This window comes from Pseudactinotalea suaedae (assembly GCF_009733815.1).
In the GTDB taxonomy this organism is placed as follows: Bacteria; Actinomycetota; Actinomycetes; order Actinomycetales; family Beutenbergiaceae; genus Pseudactinotalea; species Pseudactinotalea suaedae.
Genome location: NZ_WNXY01000003.1, coordinates 362,037 through 381,476, shown reverse-complemented (window position 1 = coordinate 381,476; position 19,440 = coordinate 362,037). Strand labels below are relative to the sequence as shown.

Sequence of the window (19,440 nt, the reverse complement as noted above, 5' to 3'; positions counted from 1 at the left end):
TGGGATCAGCCGGATTCGGTGACATCGGTCACCGCGCGGCGCAGCACCGCAGCGGCCTGACCGATGAGCGCCAGCTCCGCGTCGCTCAGGTGGGCGAGGACGTCCTCGTCGATCGCGGTGGGACCGAGCACGGCGTCGCGCCAGGCGGCGGTGCCCGCCTCGGTCGCGTGGACCACCCGTGCGCGACCGTCGTCGGGGTCGGGGCGACGCTCGGCGAGCCCGTCCCGGACCAGACCGTCGACCAGGCCGGTGACGGTGGCGGCGCTGAGGCCCAGCGCACGCGCGAGATCACCTGCAGGCTGCGGCCCGTGCGCGTCGAGCACCACGAGGGCGTGCAGCCGACCGGCCGTGAGGTGGGTGTCGAGCAGCCGCTGCAACCGGTGCTTGACCATGCTGGTCGCGATCGCCTGATGGTTCTTGGCGATGGCGGCGAGCAGTGCTGCCCGGTCGGGTTCGGCCATGACTGGTCAGGGTACGGCGTCGGGCCGCGGGCGATGCGGGCAGAAGTCGTCGCCGGTCGGCTTGGCAACCGGTTGCTTCGGCTCGTTCGGCGCGATGGGCGACCAGTTCTGCCCGGCCACTGCGGTGGTTCGCAGCGCCGGCCTGCGATGCCGGGTCGGCTCGGCGTACGGTGACGACGATGCCGACCTCCGTCGGCGGACGTCGTGGCCGACGACGGCGCGGCGAAGTGCCGAGAAAGGGGTACCGGGAGCCATGCTCGCCGTGGTGATCGTTCCCGGTCCGCTCGATCGAAAGGGGACCTGTGGTGCCGGACGGATGCTCTGAGCAGCCACGGCTCGTGTCGCGGCGGCGTGCCATCACCGGTGCGGCGGCTGCGGTCCTGATGTGGAGTGCGGCCGCATGCAGCTTTCCCCAGGACCCGGACGGGACGCTGAAGCGGGTCACCGGTGGTGTGCTGCGGGTGGGGGTGTCGGAGAACCCTCCCTTCACACGGTGGCCCGGTGGGGCGCCGGAGGCCGGTGAGAGCGGTGAGCCGAGCGGGACCGAGGTCGAGCTCGTCAGCGCCTTCGCGGCATCGCTCGACGCCGAGGTCGCCTGGGTGCCCGGCAGCGAGGCCGACCTGATGACCCGGTTGGAGGAGAGCGAGCTGGACGTCGTCATCGCGGGGCTCCAGGCGACCACGCCCTGGTCGAGCCACGCGGCCATCACCTACCCGTACGCGACGAGCATCGACGACAAGGGCGAGGAGGTGCGGCACGTGATGGCGGTCGCTATGGGTGAGAACGGCCTGCTGACCACGCTCGAGTCGTTCCTGCTGGCCCAGGATCTCGCGCCATGACCCGCCGGTTCGGCAGGACCGAGCTGCCGGAGGAGATCGAGGCGATGGTGCGCCGGGCCGTGCGGCTCGAGTGGATCAGCCTGGCCTTCCTGGCGAGCGCCGTCACCGTCGTCTATCTCGTGATGGGCAGCTCGCAGGCCATGCAGGCGGCATGGGCCGAGGACCTGCTCTCGCTCATCCCGCCCATCGCATTCCTGGCGGCTGTGCGCCTGACGCGGCGCCGCCCGTCGGCTCGCCACCCCTACGGCTATCACCGCGCGGTCGGGGTCGGGCACCTGGCGTCAGCGGTCGCCCTGCTGGCGATGGGACTGTTCCTGGTGTTCGACTCCGCATCCGGGCTGCTGATGCAGGAGCACCCACCGGTCGGCCTGGTGGTGGTGCTCGGGCACGAGGTGTGGTCGGGGTGGCTGATGGTGGCGGCGATGGTCTACACCGGCATCCCTCCGGTGCTGCTGGGGCGGGCGAAGATGCCGCTCGCGCGAGCGCTGCACGACCGGGTGCTCTACGCGGACGCGGACATGAACAAGGCCGACTGGATGACGGCGGCCGGAAGCATCGTCGGCGTGCTCGGCATCGGGGCCGGGATCTGGTGGGCCGACTCCGCCGCTGCACTGTTCATCTCGGTGAGCATCCTGCGTGACGGCGTGACCAACATGCGCGTGGCGGCGGGCGCCCTGATGGACGAGCGCGCCCAGACCTATGACGGCAACGACCCGCACCCGCTCGTGCAGGAGGTGGACGACGCGGTCGCCCGGCACGCCTGGGTGGACCAGAACCGGTCACGCATCCGCGACGAGGGGCACGTGTTCCACGCCGAGGTGTTCATTGTTCCCGGCGTCGACGCCGTCGACGTGGAGGACCTCACCGGCCTGCGCGAGGAGGTGGCTGCGCTGGACTGGAAGCTGGAGGACGTCGTCGTCACCGTCGTGGACGAGATCCCGGAAGCCCTGACGGCGCCCGAGCGGAGCTCGACCGGACCTCACGACGCCGACTGAGGCGCCCCGGGCCCGGCTCGGGTCGGGCGCTGGGTGTGCTTACTGGTCTCCGGGGGTACTGGGCGCCGGGCCGGGGAGGTTTCGACCCTCGGTCGGTCAGGTGCTCGGCCTTCGGCTGCCCGGGGGGGCCGCCGACGTCCCTGCACCTGGTAGGTCGCCCCAACCCGTTGTGAAGATCGGAGCCAGCAGATGACCCGAGCCGACCACGCAGCCGATCCGCCGCCCGCGGTCCTCACCGACATCGTGCGAGGGGGTCGTCATGGCGCAGACGACGCTTGAGGGCACTCCCGGCACCTCCGGTACCAAGCTCAAGCGGACCGTCGGGACGCTGCTGCTGTTCTTCTTCATCGTGGGGGACACCCTCGGTGCCGGGATCTACACCCTGGTCGGGGACCTGAGCGAGAACGTGGGCGGGGCGCTCTGGGTGCCGCTGATCCTGGCGCTGGTGCTGGCGCTGCTGACGGCCGGCACCTATGCCGAGCTGATCACCAAGTATCCGCACGCGGGCGGCGCCGCCCGCTACGCCGAACGTGCCTTCAAGCTGCCGTACGTCACCTTCATCGTCGGGTTCCTCATGCTGTCCTCGGGCATCACGACGGCGGCATCGCTGGCCAACGCCTTCGCGGGGGAGTACCTCAGCGAGATCGTTCGGCTGCCCGCGGTGCCCGTGACCCTGGGGTTCATCGCCGTGCTGATCCTCATCAACCTGCGCGGCGTCAAGGAGTCCCTGAGCGCCAACGTCGTGATGACGGTGATCGAGGTCTCCGGTCTGATGCTGGTCATCACCGTGGCCGCGATCGCGATCGGCGCGGGACGCGGTGATCCGGGGCGGGTCCTGGAGTTCGCGGCCGAGGTGCCTCCGCTCGAGGGGGTGTTCGCGGCGACGATCATCGCCTTCTTCTCCTTCCTCGGCTTCGAGGCCGCCGCCAACATGGCGGAGGAGGTCACGAACCCCACGCGCTCCTATCCCCGGGCCCTGTTCGGAGCGATCATCACGGCCGGCGTCGTCTACCTGCTCATCGCGCTGGGCGCCTCGATGGTCGTCACCCCCGAGCAGCTGACCTCCGGGGAGACGCGGCCGTTGCTCAACGTCGTCGAGGGCTCCGGGGTGGGGGTGCCGTCGTTGCTGTTCTCGATCGTGGCGCTGGTCGCGATCGCCAACGGGGCGCTGCTGTTCACGGTGATGGCCAGCCGGGCCACCTACGGCCTCGCTGAGGCCGGGCTGCTGCCGCGGTCCTTCGGTCGGGTGCTGCGCACGCGCCGCACACCCTGGGTGGCCATCCTCGCCGTCGGGCTGCTGACCATGGGGATGAGCTTCGTCGGCGACGTGAGCGTGCTGGCCTCCACGACGGTGCTGCTGCTCGTGCTGGTGTTCATCTCCGCGAACATCTCGGTGCTCGTGCTGAAGAAGGACAAGGTCGAGCACCCGCACGTCACGGTCCCGCGCGTGGTCTCGGTGGTCGCGCTCGTGGTGAGCATCGCCCTGCTCACGCAGCAGGAACCGATCGTGTGGGCGATCGGCGGTGGTTACGTGGTGCTGGGCACGATCGTGTTCCTCCTCGCGCGCGTCCGGACCAGGCGCGAGGCTGCGGAGCCCACCACGCCCTGAGCCGCGGCGCTGGGAACGCCTCGCGTGCTCGTCTGGTTGGGCGGGCCGGTGGCGTCGAGCGGGCCGGTGGGTGTCACCAGCTGACGATCACCGGCCGCGCGGCGTAGGTGGCGACCGGGTGCGCCAGCGGGCCGGGCTGGTGCTGCTCGGTCGAGACGAGCCGCAGTCCGGGCAGCCGCGTCACCAGGGCGCGGAACGCCTCGTCGAGCTCGACGCGCGCGAGCTGCTGACCGACGCAGCCGTGCGGTCCGTCACCGAAGGCGAGGTGCCCGCGCGCGTCCCGGAGGACGTCGATCCTGTCCGGGTCCTCGAACCGACGCTCGTCACGGTTGGCCGAGACCGCCGACACCGAGACGGTCGTCCCCTCCTCGACGAGGACGTCGCCGATCGTGATCGGCTCGGTGGCCGTGCGCGGGAAGAGCGTCACGAACATGGTGCAGAACCGCACGATCTCCTCGACCGCCGCAGGCACCCGCTCCGGATCCTCCACGAGCAGGCGGTACTGTCCGGGCTCGTCGAGCAGGGCGACGGTGCCGGTCGAGATCATGTAGGCGATCGTGTCGCGGCCGGACATGCTCAGCATGTGCAGGAGTCCCTCGACCTCGACGTCCGAGAGGTCGTCGTCGGCGAGCAGGTCGCTGATCACGTCCTCACCCGGTGTCTCCCTGCGGTGGTCGATCGCCTCCCGCAGCAGGTCGTGCTGCTGCTGACGTGGCGCGCCGTGCACGTAGTCCCGCGCGTAGCGCTCGAGCAGGTGGTCGGCCACGCCCAGCACGAGCGCGTGGACCCGGATCGAGATCGGTTCGGCGTACAGGGCCAGCAGGTCGGCTCCGGGCCCGGCGTCGATCAGCACCTCGAGCTGGTCGGCGACGATCGCGGCGACGGCGGGCCGTCGCAGCCGGGATGCGCGCGCCGAGAACCGCCGCGTGACCGCACGGCGCAGGCGGAGGTGCGCCGCGCCGTCGAGGCCGAGGATGTTGGTGCTGTCGGTGGCGAGCACACCGGCCTCGTCCAGCGGTCCCGGTGGCACACCTTCCTCGATCTCCGCGTCGCTGCGCGGCATCCGCTGCGGCTGCTGGCTGAAGCGCGGATCGCCCAGCACCGCCTTGGCCTCGTCGTAGCGGGTGACCATCAGGCCCTCGTGGCCGTCGCGGTAGCTCAGCGGAACGAGCGGGGCCTCCTGCCGCCACCGGCGGAGCTGCGGGGAGGGTCGCGTGGGCATCGAGTCGGCCGGGAGCGTGCTCGAGCCGTGCCCGAGCGGGCACCCGCTCATCGCGCCACCGCTTCCAGCGTCGGGCGCCCAGGGGTGAGCGCGCACCGCTCTGCGGCCGCGCCTGCGCCGCCGTCGATATCGCCCATGCCGCCACTCCGTCGTCGCCGTTCACATGCCACCACCACGATATGCGTTCTATGCTCGCTATTCACGGATGATGTTGTGCCGTTGCGCGAGGATGTTGGGCCGGGCGTCGTCGAAACTGTGTGTAGGACCCGTGCCGGCGAGGCGGAGAGCGAGGACGGCGGGCATGACGACGCCAGCACCGGCCGAGCGGCTGCGTGAGCGGTTCCCCACCCTGCGCCAGGTTGGCGTCGCCGCCGAGCGGTATCCACGGTTCGTGAGCGAGGCGTTCAGTCCGCACCAGCTCGACGTCGTGCTGCTGACGTTCGTGCTGTCGGGCCGCGGCCTGCACCAGATGGGGGAGGAGACGCACGAGATCGTCGCGCCCTCGGTCGCGGTCACGGTGACCGGGCAGACCCACAGCCTCCTCACCGACGAGGGCGGGCTCGAGGTCGTCAACGTCTTCATCGACCCGGACCTGCACCCGCTGCCGATCCTGCGGCCGCCGCACGACCAGGCACTCGCCGCGCTGATCCCGCTGCCCTCGGCGCCGGGCGTCCTCACGACCGACTTCGCCCAGCTCGAGCTCCACACCTCCGACAGGTTCGAGCTTCTCCTCGACCTGCTCGTGCAGGAGACCGAGAGCTCGCGAAGCCTCGACCTGCTGGCCGCGCTGCGGACCGCGCTCCTGGTGACATGCGCGCACGCGGTCATCGGTCGCGGCCTGATCAAGACGACGAACTCGACCTCACCCTCGGACCAGCGGGTCATCGCCGTCCGGGAGTGGCTCGACCACCACTACCGCGAGTCGCACACCCTCGCGGCGCTCGCCGAGCGCGCCCAGCTCGAGCGGACCTACTTCTCGTCGCGGTTCACCAAGGTGGTCGGCTACTCCACAGGTGAGTACATCGCGCGGGTGCGGATCCGCTACGCCATCGGCCTGCTGCAGAGCACCGGGACCTCGATCGTCGAGATCTCCCGGCTCAGCGGGTTCAACGACCTGTCCAACTTCGGCCGGACCTTCCGTCGTCTGATGGGGGTGTCCCCGCGCCAGTTCCGCGCCGAGTCCCGCACGCTGCGCGGCACAGGATCGCGGCCGCCCGCCGGGGCCGCCCGCCGCTGATCAGGCCGCGGGGCCGGACGCCCTCGGGCGGTCCGTGCTCACCGGGTCGTCACCTCCCTCGGGTGGCCGCCTTCGCCGCCAGCCCGGCCGGGACCACCTTGAGCAGCGCCACGATCGCCCGGTAGCGCCGGGAGGGAACGCTCAGCGCCTTGCCGCGGTCGATGTCGCGCAGCGACTCGGCGACGACGTCGGCGGCGTCGAGCCACATCCAGCCCGGGACCCCTTCCTGACCCGCCGCGAGCCCGAGGCGGGCATGGAACTCGGTGTGGGTGTACCCGGGGCAGACCGCGGTCGCGGTGACACCGCGGCGTCCGTACTCGCCGGTGATCCAGCGGCTGATGTCGACGAGCCAGCGCTTGCACGCGGAGTACGTCGACCGCGGGATGAACGCGGCCACCGAGGCGATGTTGACGAGACGTCCGTGGCCGCGCTGAAGCATCCCGGTGAGCGCCGCGTGCATGAGCCGCAGCGGGACCTCGTTGTGCAGCCGGAGGTGTGCCACCTCGTCCTCGACGGCGTTGCGATGGAACGCCAGGCTCATCCCGAAGCCGGCGTTGTTGACGAGCATGTCGACCGGTGCCTCGGGGTCGCGGAGCCGCTCCTCGACCCGTGCCAGCTGGTCGGGGTCGAGCAGGTCGGCCGGCAGCACCTCGACCCCGACGCCGTGCCGGCCCAGCTCTGCGGCCAGCGCGCGCAGCGCATCCTCGTTCCGCGCCACCAGCACCAGGTCCTCACCCCGTGCTGCCAGCTGCCGGGCGTACTCGGCGCCCAGGCCCGTGCTGGCCCCCGTGATCAGCGCTCGCGTCATGGCGCTCACCCTACGGTCGGTGCCGCAGCGAGCACCCTGAGCGGCCTGCCACCTCGTGAGGAAGACGTGGAGATCGCGGGCTGATCTGCCGCGTCGGGCAGGATCCGCGAGCCGGTGCTCGACGGCGGTGCTTGGCTCTGCCGGTGAGGTCACCCACCAGGGCGAGAGCCGCCGTCGTGCTCGTGGTCGTCGTGCTCGTCGGTCTGGCGGTGCAGCCTTTTCGGCAGCTCGCCTGGACCGACGGCGTGGGCACCCTCGCGTACGGCGCCGCGGCCGTGGCGGTGGCGGCGCTCGCGCTCCCACGCCGGGGTGCGCTGCTCCCGGGCGCGATCGGGACGGGCCTGGCCTGCGCCGTCGAGATCCTTCAGCTGACCGGCGTCCCGGCCGCGCTGAGCGAGCGGTTCCCGCCGGCCGCGCTGCTGCTCGGCAGCAGCTTCGACCCGGTCGACGTGCTGCTGCTGATCGCGGGTGGTGTCGGCGCGGTACTGGCGCTGTCGGTGCCCTCGAGGGTCGCACCCGCGAGCCACGCCGACGCGGCCTGACCCGGTCGGGTACGCCGTCGGCGGTGTCCGCTGGTCGTGCGGTCGAGGGCCGGGCAGGATGGCTGGATGTTGCAGGGAGCCGTCGGCAGCGTCCGCCTGGTCGAGAGCCCGGCGGGCGCCGTGGTCGAGAAGAGGATGGCCGACCCGCTGCGCCACGACACCGAGGTGCTGGCCCTGCGCGCGCTGCGGCACACCGACCTGCCGGTTCCACGGCTGGTCGAGGTCCGGCCGGGCACGATCCTCATGACCCTGATGCCGGGGGAGCGACTGGACGGCATGAGCGCCGACGCCCGTCTCGACGGACTGCGCGCCTCGACGGCGCTGCTACGTCGACTTCACGAGGTGCCGCCGCCACCCGGCTTGCCGCCGGCTCCGGATGACGCGCTCATCATCCGGCGCTATCGCGAGGCCGGTGGTCCCCCCTTGCCGCTGGTCGTACCGCCGCCGACCCATGCGCCTGTGTTCTGCCACGGGGACTGGACCGCCGGGAACCTCCTGGCCACCGACGGCACGATCACCGCAGTGATCGACTGGGAAGCGGCACACCTCGGCGACCCGCTGCGGGAGGTGTCCCGCGCGGCGTGGGGCGCCACGCGGGACGATCCTCGGGCGCTGCGGGCCGTCGCCGACGCCTACGGCGCCGATCTGGCTCTCGTGCACGCGTGGTCCGCGATCCACGCTGCCGAGCTCTGGCTGTGGTTCTCCGAGGCCGGACCCCCCGAGTACCTCGAGCGGCTGACGGCCGATCTGGTGCGCTGGCCCGAGGGGTGCGGAGCGGTGGCGTGAGGGCTCCGACCGACCGACCTCGATGCCACCGGAGCGCCCAGGGCGCTCGTCTCCGGGCGCGCGTCCCTCAGTCCAGGGCGGCGAGCTTGCGTTCGAGGATGACACGGTCCTGGGCGTTCGCGGCCCGCTCATGTGCGGTCCGGAACGCCGTGCGGGCCTCCTCGATGCGGCCGAGCCGTGCCAGCAGCTCGCCGCGCACGCTGGGCAGCTGGTGCGAGGAGGCGAGCCGGTCGTCATCGGCGAGGGCGTCAACCTCGGCCAGCGCCGCCGCCGGACCGCGCAGCATCGCCACCGCCACCGCACGGTTGAGGTCCACCACGGGGGAGGGCGCGATCCTGCGCAGCACGTCGTAGAGCAGGACCACGCGGTCCCAGTCGGTCTGGTCGACCGAGGGTGCCACCGCGTGACACTCGGCGATCGCGGCCTGCACGCCGTAGGGGCCGAGGCCGCGTCCGGTCCGCTGCGCGGTGGCGAGCGCCGCCCGACCTCGCCGGATCGCGCTGACGTCCCACCGCCGTCGGTCCTGGTCCTCCAGCAGCACGGGCAGGCCGTCGCGACCCAGGCGTGCCGGGAACCGCGCGGCGGTCAGCTCCATCAGCGCGAGCAGGCCGTGCACCTCGGCCGCGTCCTCGGCGAGCCGGGCGAGGACGCGGGTCATCCGCATCGCCTCGCGGGCGAGATCGACCCGGATCCACTCCCGACCCGTGGATGCGGAGGCACCTTCGGTGAAGACGAGGTACAGCACGGTGAGCACGGCCCCGAGCCGTGCCGGCCGTTCCTCCCGCGGTGGGAGCTCGAATCGCACCCCGGCCGCCGTCAGGGTCTTCTTCGCCCGGGTGATCCTCGCCTGGGCGGTGGCGGTGGGGATGAGGAAGGCACGCGCGATCTCGTCGCTCGACAGACCCGCGACGACCCGGAGCGTGAGCGCCAGCTGTGCCTCGCGGCTGAGGACCGGGTGGCAGGCGATGAAGATGAGCGCCAGCACGTCGTCGTCGATCCGGTCCGGGTCCCACACGTCGCCTCGCTGCTGCGGACCCGGGTCGCCGGTGCCGATGCCCGACGAGGTGCCGCCCTCACCCAGCTCGTGGGCGAGGGCGGCGTACCGGTTCTCGAGCGCAGCCCGGCGGCGGAAGGCGTCGATCGCTCGACGCCGCCCGACGGTCAGCAGCCAGGCGGCCGGGTCGCGGGGCGTGCCCTCGCGCGGCCAGCCGACCAGCGCCTCGGCCAGCGCCTCCTGCGCCAGGTCCTCGGCGAGCGCCAGGTCGCCGGTGTAGCGGGCGAGTGCGCCGACGATCCTCGCCGACTCGATCCGCCACACCGCCTCGACGGCCTGCCGAGCGGGGTTGGCCCCTGAGGTCACAGCTGGCCCGTGGCCTCCCGCCAGGCCCGCTCCTTGCGGATCCATTCGTTGTCGACCGGGAACTCGTCGATGCTCGTGACCCGGCGGATCTCGGTCTTCATGCCCGGGCCGGCGAGCGGTACGCGCTTGGCCCACTCCACGGCCTCCTCCTTGGACGCGACGTCCAGGATCCAGAAGCCGCCGAACAGCTCCTTGGCCTCCCCGTAGGGGCCCGCGGTCACGACCGGGGTCTCGCCCGAGTAGTCGACGACGACACCCTCGGCCGCGTCGTCCAGCCCTTCGGCGGCGACGAGCACACCGGCGTCGATGAGCTCGCCGTTGAACCGGCCCATCGCGTCCATCACCTGCTCGAAGTCGATATCGGCGAACGCCGCCTCGGCCTGCTCGTCGGACCGCATGATCAGCATGTACTTCACGGTGGTTCCCTCTCTGGAACGGGTCCCGGTCGGGACCCTCTCACGCACAGGTCGAACGACGTCGGCTCCGATCGACACCTCCCGCGAAGATTCTTGCCGACACCGGGGCCGGGTGGGGAGGTAGCGAGCACCGGCGTTGTCGGAGCCCGGTCGTAGGGTCGGCAGATGGCTGGCGATCGTCTGAACCTGCATCTGGAGTGCCTGGTCGTGGACGCACGCGACCCGGTGAGGCTCGGTCGCTTCTGGTCCGGTCTGCTGGAGGCGCCGGTCCAGGAGGAGTCGGAGCAGGGCACCCGGCTGCGGTACCCGGGACTGGACGACTTCTTCCTCGACTTCGTGCCGGTGACCGATCGCGAGCCGCGGCCGCACCGCCTCCACCTCGACGTGTTCGCCGGCACGCGTCGCGACGAGATGGTGCAGCGGGCGCTCGATGCGGGTGCGGCCCACGTCGACATCGGCCAGCGCGACGTGCCGTGGGTGGTCCTGGTCGATCCCGAGGACTACGCCTTCTGCGTCATGCCCGAGCGCGAGCCCTACCAGCACACCGGCCCGATCGGTGGGCTGCCGCTCGATGCCGACGACATCCCGGCGGCCACCGAGTTCTGGCTCGCGGCCTCCGACTGGGTCGCGGACGACCGGGAGGAGCACACGCTGCGCCACCCCTCCGGTACCGGCCCGCTGCTGGCCTTCACCGAGCCGGTCGAGCCGAAGCGCGGCAAGAACCCCATGCACCTGGACCTGCGGGTGCCGCCCGGGGTCGACGACGACGCGGCCCTGGCGGCACTGCTGGACCTCGGCGCACGTCGGCTCGACCACGACTGGGGCGACCTGCCCTGGACCGTGCTGGTCGACCCCGGCAACAACGAGTTCTGTCTGCTCCGCTCGGCACGCTGACCGTGGGCTCAGGGGTCGCGGGCCATCGAGCCGCCGCCGCCGTTAATCACTACGCAGGGGCACGGAGCTCCGCTTAGGGTGGTTTGTTCTTTTTCCATCCTTGGAGTCGTTCGTGAGTGCCCCGACGTCCAGGCTGGCCGACAGGCTTGGCCTTCCGTCTGTCCGTGGCCATCTGCCCCTCGTCGCTGCTCTGATCGTCTCGGCGGTCGGTGCAGGACTGGCCGGACCCCTGATGCTCATCTACCTCCACGTGGTGGCCGGGCTCAGCGTCCCCACCGCAGGCGTCCTGCTCACCGCGACCGGTGTCGGGTCGCTGGTGGTTCCGGCGCTGGTGGGCCGCCTGTCGATGCGCTTCGGTGCGCGGCCGGTCGTCATCGGCGGGCAGCTCGTCCAAGCGATCGGAACGGCTGGGCTGCTGCTGGCGGCGGTGCCGGTGGGCCGGACGATGCCGGTCCTCGCCCTGTGCTGCGCGATGATCGGCTTCGGCCAGCGGGCCTTCTGGTCCGCGGTGTTCACCGTGATCGCCGACACCGCCGATCACGGCGCGGGCTCCACAGGCTCCTGGTTCGCGCTCTCGGGCATGGCTCAAGGCACCGGATTCGCCGCCGGTGCCCTCGCGGCCGGTGCGCTGCTCACCCTCTCCGGGGAGCTGCCCTACCTCATCGCGATCGCGGTCAACGCTGTCGCCCTGCTCACCTCGGGCCTGCTGCTGCTCCGTGAACCGACCTATGCAGCCGCGACCTCCGACTCCGAACCCACCGGCCAGGTGCACCGCGACGGCGCCTACCTGCTGCTCATCGGTGCCAACACGCTGTTCGCGTTCTGCAGCATGGTGCTCGCGCTCGGTCTGCCGCTCTACGTCATCACGGCCCTGGACGTGCCGGCGTGGGTGGTAGGCCCGTTGCTGGCCATGAACACCGTGCTCGGCGCGACCTGCCAGGGGATCGCCGTGCGGGCCACCCAGCGGTTCCGTCAAGTCCGGGTCATGGTCGCTGCCGGCGTGATCTGGGCGGTCTGGGGGCTGTTGACGGCGGTCCTGACAGCGGCTCCTGCGTGGCTGGTGCTGCCCGCCCTGATCGTTGCCGTCCTGGTCTACTCGGTGGCCGAGCTCATCCATGCACCGGTCTCGATGAGCCTGGCCAGCGCCGCCGCACCCAAGGCTGCGCGGCCCAGCTACCTCTCGTGGTTCCAGTACTCGTTCGCGCTCGCCTCCGTCATCGGCCCCGGCCTGTTCGCGCTCAGCTTCGGCGTCTCGCCGAGCCTGCCCTGGGTCATCACGGCCGGCGTCGGCCTCCTCGGGTGCGTGAGCGTCACGGTCGCCGGCCGAGCCCTTGCCGGCAGACTCACCGTGGCCGGCTGAGCCGCGGCTCAGAGTCGCCCGCCCGCGCTGCCACCACCGCACGGGGCGGGGTTCGGGATGCCCGTGCGGTGGCCACCGGTCCACAGGGCCGACCTGCCCATCGCAGCCATCACGAAAGGTGTGGCTGAATAGGCGGATGGGCAGCGGAACGGCGACGGCGTATCTCACGGGGATCGGCCGATACCTGCCTGGGGAGCCTGTCGGCAACGACGAGGTCGCCAGCCGCCTGGGCGGCGTGGACAAGCGCACCGAACGTATCCGGCGGCGGATCCAGAACGCCAACGGCATCCACCAGCGGTACTACGCGATGGACACCGACGGCCGCACGACCGAGCTCAACGAGGAGCTCGCCGCCAAGGCGGTCCACGCCGCGTTGGCCGACCGGGGGATGGGCGCGGACCGGCTCGGGATGCTGGCCTGCGCCACCACGCAGGGCGACCTCCTCGTCCCCGGGTTCGCCTCCATGGTGCACGGCAGGGTGGGTGGCGGGCCGATGCAGGTGCTGACCGCGACCGGGGTGTGCGCCTCCAGCATCGCCGCACTCGATGCCGCCGTGAGCAAGGTGCGGCTCGGTGAGCACGCCCGGGCGGCCGTCGTGGGGTCGGAGCTGGCCAGCCGGTGGCTGCACCAACGGCGGTTCGACGGCGTCGAAGACCACCTCGACGCGCACTTCCTGAGGTGGATGCTCTCCGACGGCGCCGGGGCGGCGATCGTGGAGTTCCAGCCTCGTCCGGACCGGCCGTCGCTGCGCGTGGACTGGGTGCGCCACATCTCGCTCGCGCACGAGCACGAGGTCTGCATGCGGGCCGGTCTCGACGGCGACGTCCTCGAGGCCGGACGAACCTGGCAGGACTTCGACGACGTGGCGAGCGCCGAGCGCGCCGGTCTGATGCAGATCCGGCAGGACACCTCGGTGCTCGGCGAGCTCGCGAAGGTCGGCCTCGCCCAGTTCGAGGAGCTGGTCGACCTCGGGCTGGTCGACCTGGCGAAGCTGGATCACGTCATCTGCCACTACTCGACCAACGCGTTCCGCGACGTCGTCTTCGACGCGCTCGCCGCACGCGTGCCCGGGTTCGACGCGACGCGCTGGTTCTCCAACCTCGAGACCTGCGGCAACACCGGAGCCGCCAGCATCTACATCGCTCTGGAGGAGGCCTGGCGCACCGGCCGGCTGCAGCCCGGTGAGACCGTGCTGCTCGCCGTCCCGGAGTCCGGGCGGTTCTCGTTCGGCTTCGCCCACCTGACCGTCGTCGAACCACGCAGCGCAAGGAGCACCGACCGATGACCGACGTCACCGCAGCACCCATCGAGGGCTACGTCCCCCCGAAGCGCGACTCCCGGCCGCTCCTGGACCGGCTGAGCGAGTGCTGGACCGACTTCGAGGCGCGGCTCGAGCAGGTACCGATCCTGCAGGCGCTCGCAGCCGGCGACGTGACGCTCGAGGACTACCACCGGCTGCTGCACAACCTGCGCCAGCAGGTCGTGGACGGCTCGCTGTGGATCGCGCGGGCGGCGTCGAACTTCGACATGGACCACTTCGACCTGCGGTCGGCGGCGATCAGCCACGCGCTCGAGGAGCACCGCGACCACCTGCTGCTGCAGCGCGACTACCTGGCGATCGGCGGCTCTCTGGAGACGCTGAGGGCAGGCCGCAAGAACGTCGGCTCGCAGGCGCTGTCCGGCTACATGTTCCACGTGGCCAGCCAGCCCAACCCGGTGGGCTGCCTCGGTGCGATGTTCGTCATCGAGGGCCTCGGCGCGCAGAAGGCCGGCGAGTGGGGCAGGCGGTTCGCCGACGTGCTCGGGCTTGCTGAGCGCCAGGTGCACTTCATGATCTACCACGCCGAGGCTGACGTGGAGCACACCGGGACCATGGACGCCTTCCTCACCTCGGACCGCATCGACGCCGACGCGGCCGATGCGATCGTCTCGTGCGCGAAGGTCGTCGCCCGGCTGTACGTCATGCAGCTCACCGAGCTGGACGAGGTGTAACCGTGGCCCCGGAGTTCGTGCGGTCCGACCCGAGCATGTGGGAGGCGATCTACGCCGACCCGTCGATCCCGTTGGAGAAGTCGCTGATCCGGATGATCATCGACGACCAGCGGCGGAGCTCGCGCCGATGGCTCTACCCCTACGCCCGGTTCCTCTCGCGGGTGCTGGTGGCCGTGCTGTCCCTGATCAAGCGGGTGGCGCCGGGGCGCTGGATGACGCTGACCACGATGGACAAGCTCTGCCTGTGGTTCCTGCGCCGGTTCGTGGCTCCCGACGCCGTCGAGCTGCTGATCCGGCACTTCGTGGTCGAGACCAACCTCGTCAACTTCATCATCAACAACACCGAGGCGAAGATCGACCCGGTGACCCTGCGCCCGACCACCCTGGAGGGCCTCGGCGACAACGCCGTCGTCGAGCACGACGTCAACGTCTACGACCTGCTGATCGCCCTCGAGGGCGTCCGGGTGGACGCGCCGGACCAGCTCGACTTCAGCGGCGTCGAGGTACCGGCGCTGGACCCCGAGCGCAAGCGCCGGCGGATCCTGCACCTCGACATCCAGACCGCGCTCTGCCTGATGAACATCCCGTTCTGCGTGGCGCTCAGCCTCGAGGAGTTCCGCCGCGCGATCCACTCGCTGCGGTTCGACGACTCCTTCCTGGAGATCCTGGCCGCGGTGTGCGAGGACGAGACCTTCAAGCACTGGAAGATGGGCGGCCTCAGCCTCTGGATGGACACCAACGTGGACGTCCCGCAGCTGGTCTACCGCCACGCGCTCGTGTGCGAGTACGCCCACGCGCGCCTCGTCACCCTCGCGCGCGAGCAGCGGATCGGCTGACGTGCGTCGGCGAGGAAGCGCATGACCCGGATCGCCGACGCCCTGCGCTCTGCTGATCAGACCCGCGCCATCGAGCTCGGCCGCGGGGTGCTGGACCGGACGGGCCCGATGTTCGTCGAGCTGTTCGCGGGTCGGTCGGCGCTGGTGGTCGCGGACGAGAACACCTTCGGGTGCGCCGGCGAGCAGGTGGTCGCCTCGCTGCGGGCGGCCGGAGTGGTCCTGGCGGCGGAGCCGATGGTGCTCCCGGGCGCACCCACGCTGTACGCGGGGTACCCCGCCGTCGAGGCCGTTCGGGATCGGCTGGCCTCGCTCCCGGGCGCGATCGCGTGCTCGATCGGGGCCGGCACCCTCAACGACATCACCAAGCTGGCCTCGGGTGAGCTCGAGCGGCCTTATCTGCACGTGTGCACCGCTGCCTCGGTCGACGGCTACAGCGCGTTCGGGGCCTCGATCGCCATCGACGGCTTCAAGGCCACGCGGAGCTGCCCGGCACCGGCCGGCGTGATCGCCGACCTGGATGTGCTGCAGGCGGCACCGCAACGCCTGACGGCGACCGGGTACGGCGACCTGTCGGAGAAGATCCCCGCCGGTGCCGACTGGATCCTCGCGGACGAGCTCGGGATCGAGCCCATCCATCCGGCCGCGTGGTCGTTGGTGCAGGAGTCGGCGCGCGCCGTGCTGCGGCGTCCCGCAGCGATCGCACGCGCGGAGCCGGAGGCGGTCGCCGCTCTCACCGAGTCGCTGCTGCTCTCGGGCCTGGGGATGCAGGCGGCGAAGTCGTCGCGGCCGGCCTCCGGCGCGGGGCACCAGTTCTCGCACACGTGGGAGATGTCCGGCCACGGCCTGACCTGGGAGCCGCCGCTGTCGCACGGGTTCAAGGTCGGGATCGGGTCGATCGCCTCCTGTGCGCTGTGGGAGGCCTCGCTCGCCCTGGACCTGCGTGCGCTCGACGTCGAACGCGTCGTCGCCCGGGCGCCGTCACCTGAGCAGGTCGAGACCCGGGTGAGGGCCGCGCTGCCGGAGGCGTTCGCCGACGAGTCGGTCGCGGCCTCGCAGAGCAAGCAGCTCCGAGGAGCCGAGCTGCGGGACCGGCTACGGCTGGTCGTGGAGCGGTGGCCCACCGTCGTCGAACGGGTGCGCCCGCAGCTGGTGAGCGCCGCCGAGATGATGGACATGCTGCGGGTCGCGGGAGCGCCGCACCACCCGACGCTGATCGGCATCGACATGGACCGGTTCCGCGCCACCCACCAGATGGCGAGGATGATCCGCCGTCGCTACACGATCCTCGACGTGCTCGAGGACTGCGGGATGCTCGACCAGGTGGTCGACAACCTGTTCGCAGCCACCGGGTTCTGGGGCCGGCATCGGTCTGGCGCGTCGTCCGACTCCTCCGAGCCGCCGGGCACCGTCACGACGCCCCCGTGATCCTCACAGCGACCGGCGCGCGTACTGCCGGGCGGCGATGACGGCGGAGATCGTCACGGCGGCCGCGAGAGCCAGCGCCGACAGCGCCACCAGGGCGGCGGGGTGCAGCGCCGTGAGCGCATCGAGGTCGATCCGCTCCTGCAGGCCGAGCCGGCCGGCGAGCCAGAGGGCGCCGGCTCCCGCGATCACCGGGATGTACATCATCGGTCGGGCCCGGACGAAGCCGACGGCGAAGAAGAACGGCAGCTGCACCGCGATCACGAGAAGGAAGAACGCGAGGCACGCCAGGTTGACCAGGCCGAGCTGCACCAGCGAGACCTGCTGATCCTGCACGAGGGTGACGGCGACGGCCGCAGCCGTACCGACGGCGGCCAGCGTCAGGTAGAGCGCGATGAGGGCGACGTAGCGCCCGACGACGACCGCGCGGCGGGAGATCGGGAGCGTCGCGTAGAGGGTGTCGAGGCGGCCGCGCTCGTCGTTGGCGAACGTGCGAGGTGCGAGCAGCACCATGAGCACGGCGGCCGCGAGGATCCCGAAGGCCGGCAGCGGCGTGAGCACGGCGGCGGCCACGATCGCCGCCACGGACGGCAGGAAACGTGTGAGCGGCGTCGTGGTGCTCATGAGGTCGAAGCCGGCGAAGGTGGCGATCATGAGGCCTCCTGGTGCAGTCGGGTGTCGTCGCGACGGGCGAGGTGGACGACGACGTCGTCGGTGGTGGCCGCATCGATGACCGTCGTCGGGCCGAAGAGCGGCGTCGAGGCGGTGTGGATGAGGCCGTCGAAGCGGGCACCCGTGCGGCGCAGACCGAGGATGGCGCTCGCGGCCTCGTCGCTGAGCTGTTCGGTGCCGTGCACCATGGCGAACTCCTCGCGCAGCTCGTCGAGGGTGCCGGAGTACTCGATGCGGCCGCTGTCGATCACCAGCATGAGGTCGGCCAGGCTGTCGAGGTCGGAGGTGATGTGGGTGGAGAACAGAACGCTGTGCCTCTCGTCGACCATGAAGTCGCGCAGCAGGTCCACCAGGTCGGCCCTGGACACGGGGTCGAGGCCGCTCGTCGGCTCGTCGAGCACGAGCAGCTCGGGGTGGTGCGCGAGCGCGACGGCGAGCGACACCTTGACACCCTGCCCCCGGGAGAGCGTGCCGATCCGGGAGTCGCGGGCGACGTCGAACCGGTCAAGGAGGGACCGGAACAGCTCGTCGTCCCAGGTGGGAGAGAACCGCCCCACGTGCCGGTGCAGGCTCGAGACCTTCCAGTCGGGGGAGAGGAAGGGCTGGTCGAGAACGGCTCCGACGCGTGCGTTCACGGCGGCGGTGCCGGGTCGCTGCCCGTCGAGCAGCTCGACGGACCCGGCGTCCGGCTGGAGCATGCCGAGCAGGGCGCGGATCGTCGTCGTCTTGCCTGCCCCGTTCGGCCCGACGAAGCCCATGACGAGTCCGGTCGGGAGCTCGAGGTCCACCTCGTCGAGGCGGAAGGCTCCTTGCGTGTGGGTGAGTCCTCTCACCGAGATCGCTGTCGAGGTCATGTGGTGCTCCACTTCTCGTCGAGGAGGGTGTCCAGCTCGGCGCGGCTGAGTCGGGCGTCGCGGGCGGCGCCGATCACGTCGGTGACGGCGGCGTCGAGGCGATGCCGCAGGGCGTCGCGGGCCTGGTCGGGATCCACGGCGACGACCACGAACCCGCGGCCGTGCTCGTTGACGACGACTCGTTCCGCGACGAGGTCGTTGTAGGCGCGGGTGACGGTCATGAGGCTCACGCGCAGGTCGGCGGCGAGCTGTCGCAGCGACGGCAGCCGGTCTCCGACAGGCAGGTCGCCGCTGTAGATGGCGGAGCGGATCTGCGTCTTGATCTGCTCGTACATCGGGACGCCCGAGCTCGTCGAGAGCAGGATCTGCATCGCCATCTCCAACTGTATGGGTACAGCAGTACAGTAACGACCATGCCCGGACGGCGCAACAGCCGGTCCAGGCAGGACGTTGTCCGATCGGGTCGATCCCGTTCGTGGCAGTGGTGGAGCCGCCGACCAGCGACGGCCTGGAGAACAGGAGCATCACCATGAGCGCCACCTTCACCGTCGACTACTTCTGCAGCCTCGACGGCCACGGCTCGGCCACGGGATGGCCGGGGTACTGGGGCAAGGAGGGTCCCGAGCTCCGTGACGACCGGGTGCGTACCTTCGCCCAGGACCAGGTGCTGGTGTTCGGCGCGACCACGTTCCGCGAGTTCGCGTCCTTCGTCACCACCTACGACGAGCCGTACTACGACAGCCTCAACCAGCTGCCGAAGATCGTGTTCTCGAGCACGCTCGATCCTCGGTCGCCCGGCTGGGAGCACTCGACGGTCCTGCACGAGGACGCCGTCACGGCGATCGAACGCCTGAAGCGCACCACCGACATCCCGATGCGGTCCCACGGCAGCATCTCCCTGAACCGCGCGCTGCTGGCCGCCGGCCTGGTCGACCGGCTCGAGGTGATGGTCTTCCCGGCGATCACGGGGAAGAAGGGATACGCCTCGCTGTTCCTCGAGGGCCCGGAGCTCGACCTCGAGCTCGTCGAGTCCACGGTGCTCGACGGCCGGACGATGAAGCTCGTCTACGCGCCGCACCTCCACACGTCGGTACCCGCGGGCGTCGGGCCGCAGCTCCGGCACGCGGACTGAGAC

General features: G+C 71.3%; 21 protein-coding genes. 13 read left to right on the top strand and 8 right to left on the bottom strand.

Going from position 1 to position 19,440, the window contains the following annotated elements; genetic code table 11:
• Window positions 1–5 precede the first annotated feature (5 nt).
• Window positions 6–461 (bottom strand): MarR family winged helix-turn-helix transcriptional regulator, encoded by a 456-nt coding sequence (locus GPA04_RS07335; protein WP_156223412.1) that lies wholly within the window; start codon window positions 459–461, stop codon window positions 6–8.
• Between the two features lie 338 nt (window positions 462–799).
• Between GPA04_RS07335 and GPA04_RS07330 the strand changes: the two genes are divergently transcribed.
• The 3 genes from GPA04_RS07330 to GPA04_RS07320 all read left to right on the top strand — a co-directional run bounded on the left by GPA04_RS07330 (window position 800) and on the right by GPA04_RS07320 (window position 3,904).
• Window positions 800–1,300 (top strand): transporter substrate-binding domain-containing protein, encoded by a 501-nt coding sequence (locus GPA04_RS07330; protein WP_241680655.1) that lies wholly within the window; start codon window positions 800–802, stop codon window positions 1,298–1,300.
• Entirely contained in the window at window positions 1,297–2,295 is a 999-nt protein-coding gene (locus GPA04_RS07325) for a cation diffusion facilitator family transporter (RefSeq protein WP_156223411.1), read from the top strand. The genes GPA04_RS07330 and GPA04_RS07325 overlap by 4 nt, the downstream gene beginning before the upstream one ends.
• Before the next feature lie 259 nt (window positions 2,296–2,554).
• The gene (locus tag GPA04_RS07320; protein WP_156223410.1) at window positions 2,555–3,904 is read left to right on the top strand and encodes an APC family permease; all 1,350 of its coding nucleotides are present in this window, start codon (window positions 2,555–2,557) and stop codon (window positions 3,902–3,904) included.
• Window positions 3,905–3,977: 73 nt separating this feature from the next.
• Here GPA04_RS07320 and GPA04_RS07315 read toward each other — a convergent pair whose 3' ends face one another.
• Window positions 3,978–5,177, bottom strand: coding sequence for a cytochrome P450 (locus GPA04_RS07315; protein WP_156223409.1), 1,200 nt, complete (start codon window positions 5,175–5,177; stop codon window positions 3,978–3,980).
• A 250-nt stretch (window positions 5,178–5,427) separates the two neighbouring features.
• On the opposite strand from GPA04_RS07315, the gene GPA04_RS07310 reads away from it, so the two are divergent.
• Window positions 5,428–6,363 (top strand): helix-turn-helix domain-containing protein, encoded by a 936-nt coding sequence (locus GPA04_RS07310; protein ID WP_162458545.1) that lies wholly within the window; start codon window positions 5,428–5,430, stop codon window positions 6,361–6,363.
• 49 nt (window positions 6,364–6,412) lie between these two features.
• On the opposite strand, the gene GPA04_RS07305 is transcribed toward GPA04_RS07310, so the two are convergent.
• Window positions 6,413–7,171: an SDR family NAD(P)-dependent oxidoreductase gene (locus GPA04_RS07305; RefSeq protein WP_156223407.1), complete on the bottom strand. Its 759-nt coding sequence runs from the start codon at window positions 7,169–7,171 to the stop codon at window positions 6,413–6,415.
• A 143-nt stretch (window positions 7,172–7,314) separates the two neighbouring features.
• Here GPA04_RS07305 and GPA04_RS07300 point away from each other — a divergent pair, with 143 nt between their 5' ends.
• Both GPA04_RS07300 and GPA04_RS07295 read left to right on the top strand, forming a co-directional pair.
• Window positions 7,315–7,713 (top strand): DUF2809 domain-containing protein, encoded by a 399-nt coding sequence (locus GPA04_RS07300; protein ID WP_162458544.1) that lies wholly within the window; start codon window positions 7,315–7,317, stop codon window positions 7,711–7,713.
• 66 nt (window positions 7,714–7,779) lie between these two features.
• Entirely contained in the window at window positions 7,780–8,499 is a 720-nt protein-coding gene (locus tag GPA04_RS07295; RefSeq protein ID WP_156223405.1) for a phosphotransferase family protein, read from the top strand.
• Between the two features lie 67 nt (window positions 8,500–8,566).
• On the opposite strand, the gene GPA04_RS07290 is transcribed toward GPA04_RS07295, so the two are convergent.
• Complete coding sequence (locus tag GPA04_RS07290) at window positions 8,567–9,904, bottom strand: RNA polymerase sigma factor (protein ID WP_156223404.1); 1,338 nt, start codon at window positions 9,902–9,904, stop codon at window positions 8,567–8,569.
• Window positions 9,856–10,266, bottom strand: a complete 411-nt coding sequence (locus tag GPA04_RS07285) for a YciI family protein (RefSeq protein WP_206674157.1) — start codon at window positions 10,264–10,266, stop codon at window positions 9,856–9,858. The genes GPA04_RS07290 and GPA04_RS07285 overlap by 49 nt, the downstream gene beginning before the upstream one ends.
• Window positions 10,267–10,440: 174 nt before the next feature.
• Between GPA04_RS07285 and GPA04_RS07280 the strand changes: the two genes are divergently transcribed.
• From GPA04_RS07280 to GPA04_RS07255, 6 genes are all read left to right on the top strand, one after another.
• On the top strand, window positions 10,441–11,169 hold the full coding sequence (locus GPA04_RS07280) for a VOC family protein (protein ID WP_156223402.1): 729 nt from the start codon (window positions 10,441–10,443) through the stop codon (window positions 11,167–11,169).
• 112 nt (window positions 11,170–11,281) lie between these two features.
• Complete coding sequence (locus GPA04_RS07275) at window positions 11,282–12,529, top strand: MFS transporter (protein WP_162458543.1); 1,248 nt, start codon at window positions 11,282–11,284, stop codon at window positions 12,527–12,529.
• 136 nt (window positions 12,530–12,665) lie between these two features.
• Window positions 12,666–13,814 carry a 3-oxoacyl-[acyl-carrier-protein] synthase III C-terminal domain-containing protein gene (locus tag GPA04_RS07270; protein WP_156223400.1) on the top strand — a complete coding sequence of 383 codons (1,149 nt, stop codon included), beginning with the start codon at window positions 12,666–12,668 and terminating at the stop codon, window positions 13,812–13,814.
• The gene (locus tag GPA04_RS07265; RefSeq protein ID WP_156223399.1) at window positions 13,811–14,521 is read left to right on the top strand and encodes an iron-containing redox enzyme family protein; all 711 of its coding nucleotides are present in this window, start codon (window positions 13,811–13,813) and stop codon (window positions 14,519–14,521) included. Before GPA04_RS07270 ends, GPA04_RS07265 begins: the two co-directional genes overlap by 4 nt.
• Window positions 14,522–14,523: 2 nt before the next feature.
• Window positions 14,524–15,357: a DUF6999 family protein gene (locus GPA04_RS07260; RefSeq protein WP_241680652.1), complete on the top strand. Its 834-nt coding sequence runs from the start codon at window positions 14,524–14,526 to the stop codon at window positions 15,355–15,357.
• 21 nt (window positions 15,358–15,378) lie between these two features.
• A complete protein-coding gene (locus GPA04_RS07255) occupies window positions 15,379–16,782 on the top strand; it encodes a sn-glycerol-1-phosphate dehydrogenase (protein WP_156223398.1) in 1,404 nt (467 codons plus the stop codon).
• Window positions 16,783–16,785: 3 nt separating this feature from the next.
• On the opposite strand, the gene GPA04_RS07250 is transcribed toward GPA04_RS07255, so the two are convergent.
• From GPA04_RS07250 to GPA04_RS07240, 3 genes are read right to left on the bottom strand one after another with little or no spacing between them, the layout of a single operon-like run.
• Window positions 16,786–17,433 carry an ABC-2 transporter permease gene (locus GPA04_RS07250; protein WP_156223397.1) on the bottom strand — a complete coding sequence of 216 codons (648 nt, stop codon included), beginning with the start codon at window positions 17,431–17,433 and terminating at the stop codon, window positions 16,786–16,788.
• Entirely contained in the window at window positions 17,430–18,305 is an 876-nt protein-coding gene (locus GPA04_RS07245) for an ABC transporter ATP-binding protein (protein ID WP_156223396.1), read from the bottom strand. The genes GPA04_RS07250 and GPA04_RS07245 overlap by 4 nt, the downstream gene beginning before the upstream one ends.
• Window positions 18,302–18,682, bottom strand: coding sequence for a GntR family transcriptional regulator (locus GPA04_RS07240; protein WP_206674145.1), 381 nt, complete (start codon window positions 18,680–18,682; stop codon window positions 18,302–18,304). The genes GPA04_RS07245 and GPA04_RS07240 overlap by 4 nt, the downstream gene beginning before the upstream one ends.
• A gap of 152 nt (window positions 18,683–18,834) precedes the next feature.
• Between GPA04_RS07240 and GPA04_RS07235 the strand changes: the two genes are divergently transcribed.
• Window positions 18,835–19,437 carry a dihydrofolate reductase family protein gene (locus GPA04_RS07235; protein ID WP_156223395.1) on the top strand — a complete coding sequence of 201 codons (603 nt, stop codon included), beginning with the start codon at window positions 18,835–18,837 and terminating at the stop codon, window positions 19,435–19,437.
• The last annotated feature ends 3 nt before the right edge of the window (window positions 19,438–19,440 follow it).

Bases quoted from the DNA above. Each gene is read 5' to 3' on its own strand.
- GPA04_RS07335 (WP_156223412.1), bottom strand. From the start codon at position 461: ATGGCCGAACCCGACCGGGCAGCACTGCTCGCCGCCATCGCCAAGAAC.
- GPA04_RS07310 (WP_162458545.1), top strand. From the start codon at position 5,428: ATGACGACGCCAGCACCGGCCGAGCGGCTGCGTGAGCGGTTCCCCACC.
- GPA04_RS07280 (WP_156223402.1), top strand. From the start codon at position 10,441: ATGGCTGGCGATCGTCTGAACCTGCATCTGGAGTGCCTGGTCGTGGAC.
- GPA04_RS07270 (WP_156223400.1), top strand. From the start codon at position 12,666: ATGGGCAGCGGAACGGCGACGGCGTATCTCACGGGGATCGGCCGATAC.
- GPA04_RS07325 (WP_156223411.1), top strand. From the start codon at position 1,297: ATGACCCGCCGGTTCGGCAGGACCGAGCTGCCGGAGGAGATCGAGGCG.
- GPA04_RS07235 (WP_156223395.1), top strand. From the start codon at position 18,835: ATGAGCGCCACCTTCACCGTCGACTACTTCTGCAGCCTCGACGGCCAC.
- GPA04_RS07245 (WP_156223396.1), bottom strand. From the start codon at position 18,305: ATGACCTCGACAGCGATCTCGGTGAGAGGACTCACCCACACGCAAGGA.
- GPA04_RS07305 (WP_156223407.1), bottom strand. From the start codon at position 7,171: ATGACGCGAGCGCTGATCACGGGGGCCAGCACGGGCCTGGGCGCCGAG.
- GPA04_RS07315 (WP_156223409.1), bottom strand. From the start codon at position 5,177: ATGAGCGGGTGCCCGCTCGGGCACGGCTCGAGCACGCTCCCGGCCGAC.
- GPA04_RS07250 (WP_156223397.1), bottom strand. From the start codon at position 17,433: ATGATCGCCACCTTCGCCGGCTTCGACCTCATGAGCACCACGACGCCG.
- GPA04_RS07265 (WP_156223399.1), top strand. From the start codon at position 13,811: ATGACCGACGTCACCGCAGCACCCATCGAGGGCTACGTCCCCCCGAAG.
- GPA04_RS07290 (WP_156223404.1), bottom strand. From the start codon at position 9,904: ATGGATCCGCAAGGAGCGGGCCTGGCGGGAGGCCACGGGCCAGCTGTG.
- GPA04_RS07320 (WP_156223410.1), top strand. From the start codon at position 2,555: ATGGCGCAGACGACGCTTGAGGGCACTCCCGGCACCTCCGGTACCAAG.
- GPA04_RS07240 (WP_206674145.1), bottom strand. From the start codon at position 18,682: ATGGCGATGCAGATCCTGCTCTCGACGAGCTCGGGCGTCCCGATGTAC.
- GPA04_RS07285 (WP_206674157.1), bottom strand. From the start codon at position 10,266: ATGCTGATCATGCGGTCCGACGAGCAGGCCGAGGCGGCGTTCGCCGAT.
- GPA04_RS07295 (WP_156223405.1), top strand. From the start codon at position 7,780: ATGTTGCAGGGAGCCGTCGGCAGCGTCCGCCTGGTCGAGAGCCCGGCG.
- GPA04_RS07255 (WP_156223398.1), top strand. From the start codon at position 15,379: ATGACCCGGATCGCCGACGCCCTGCGCTCTGCTGATCAGACCCGCGCC.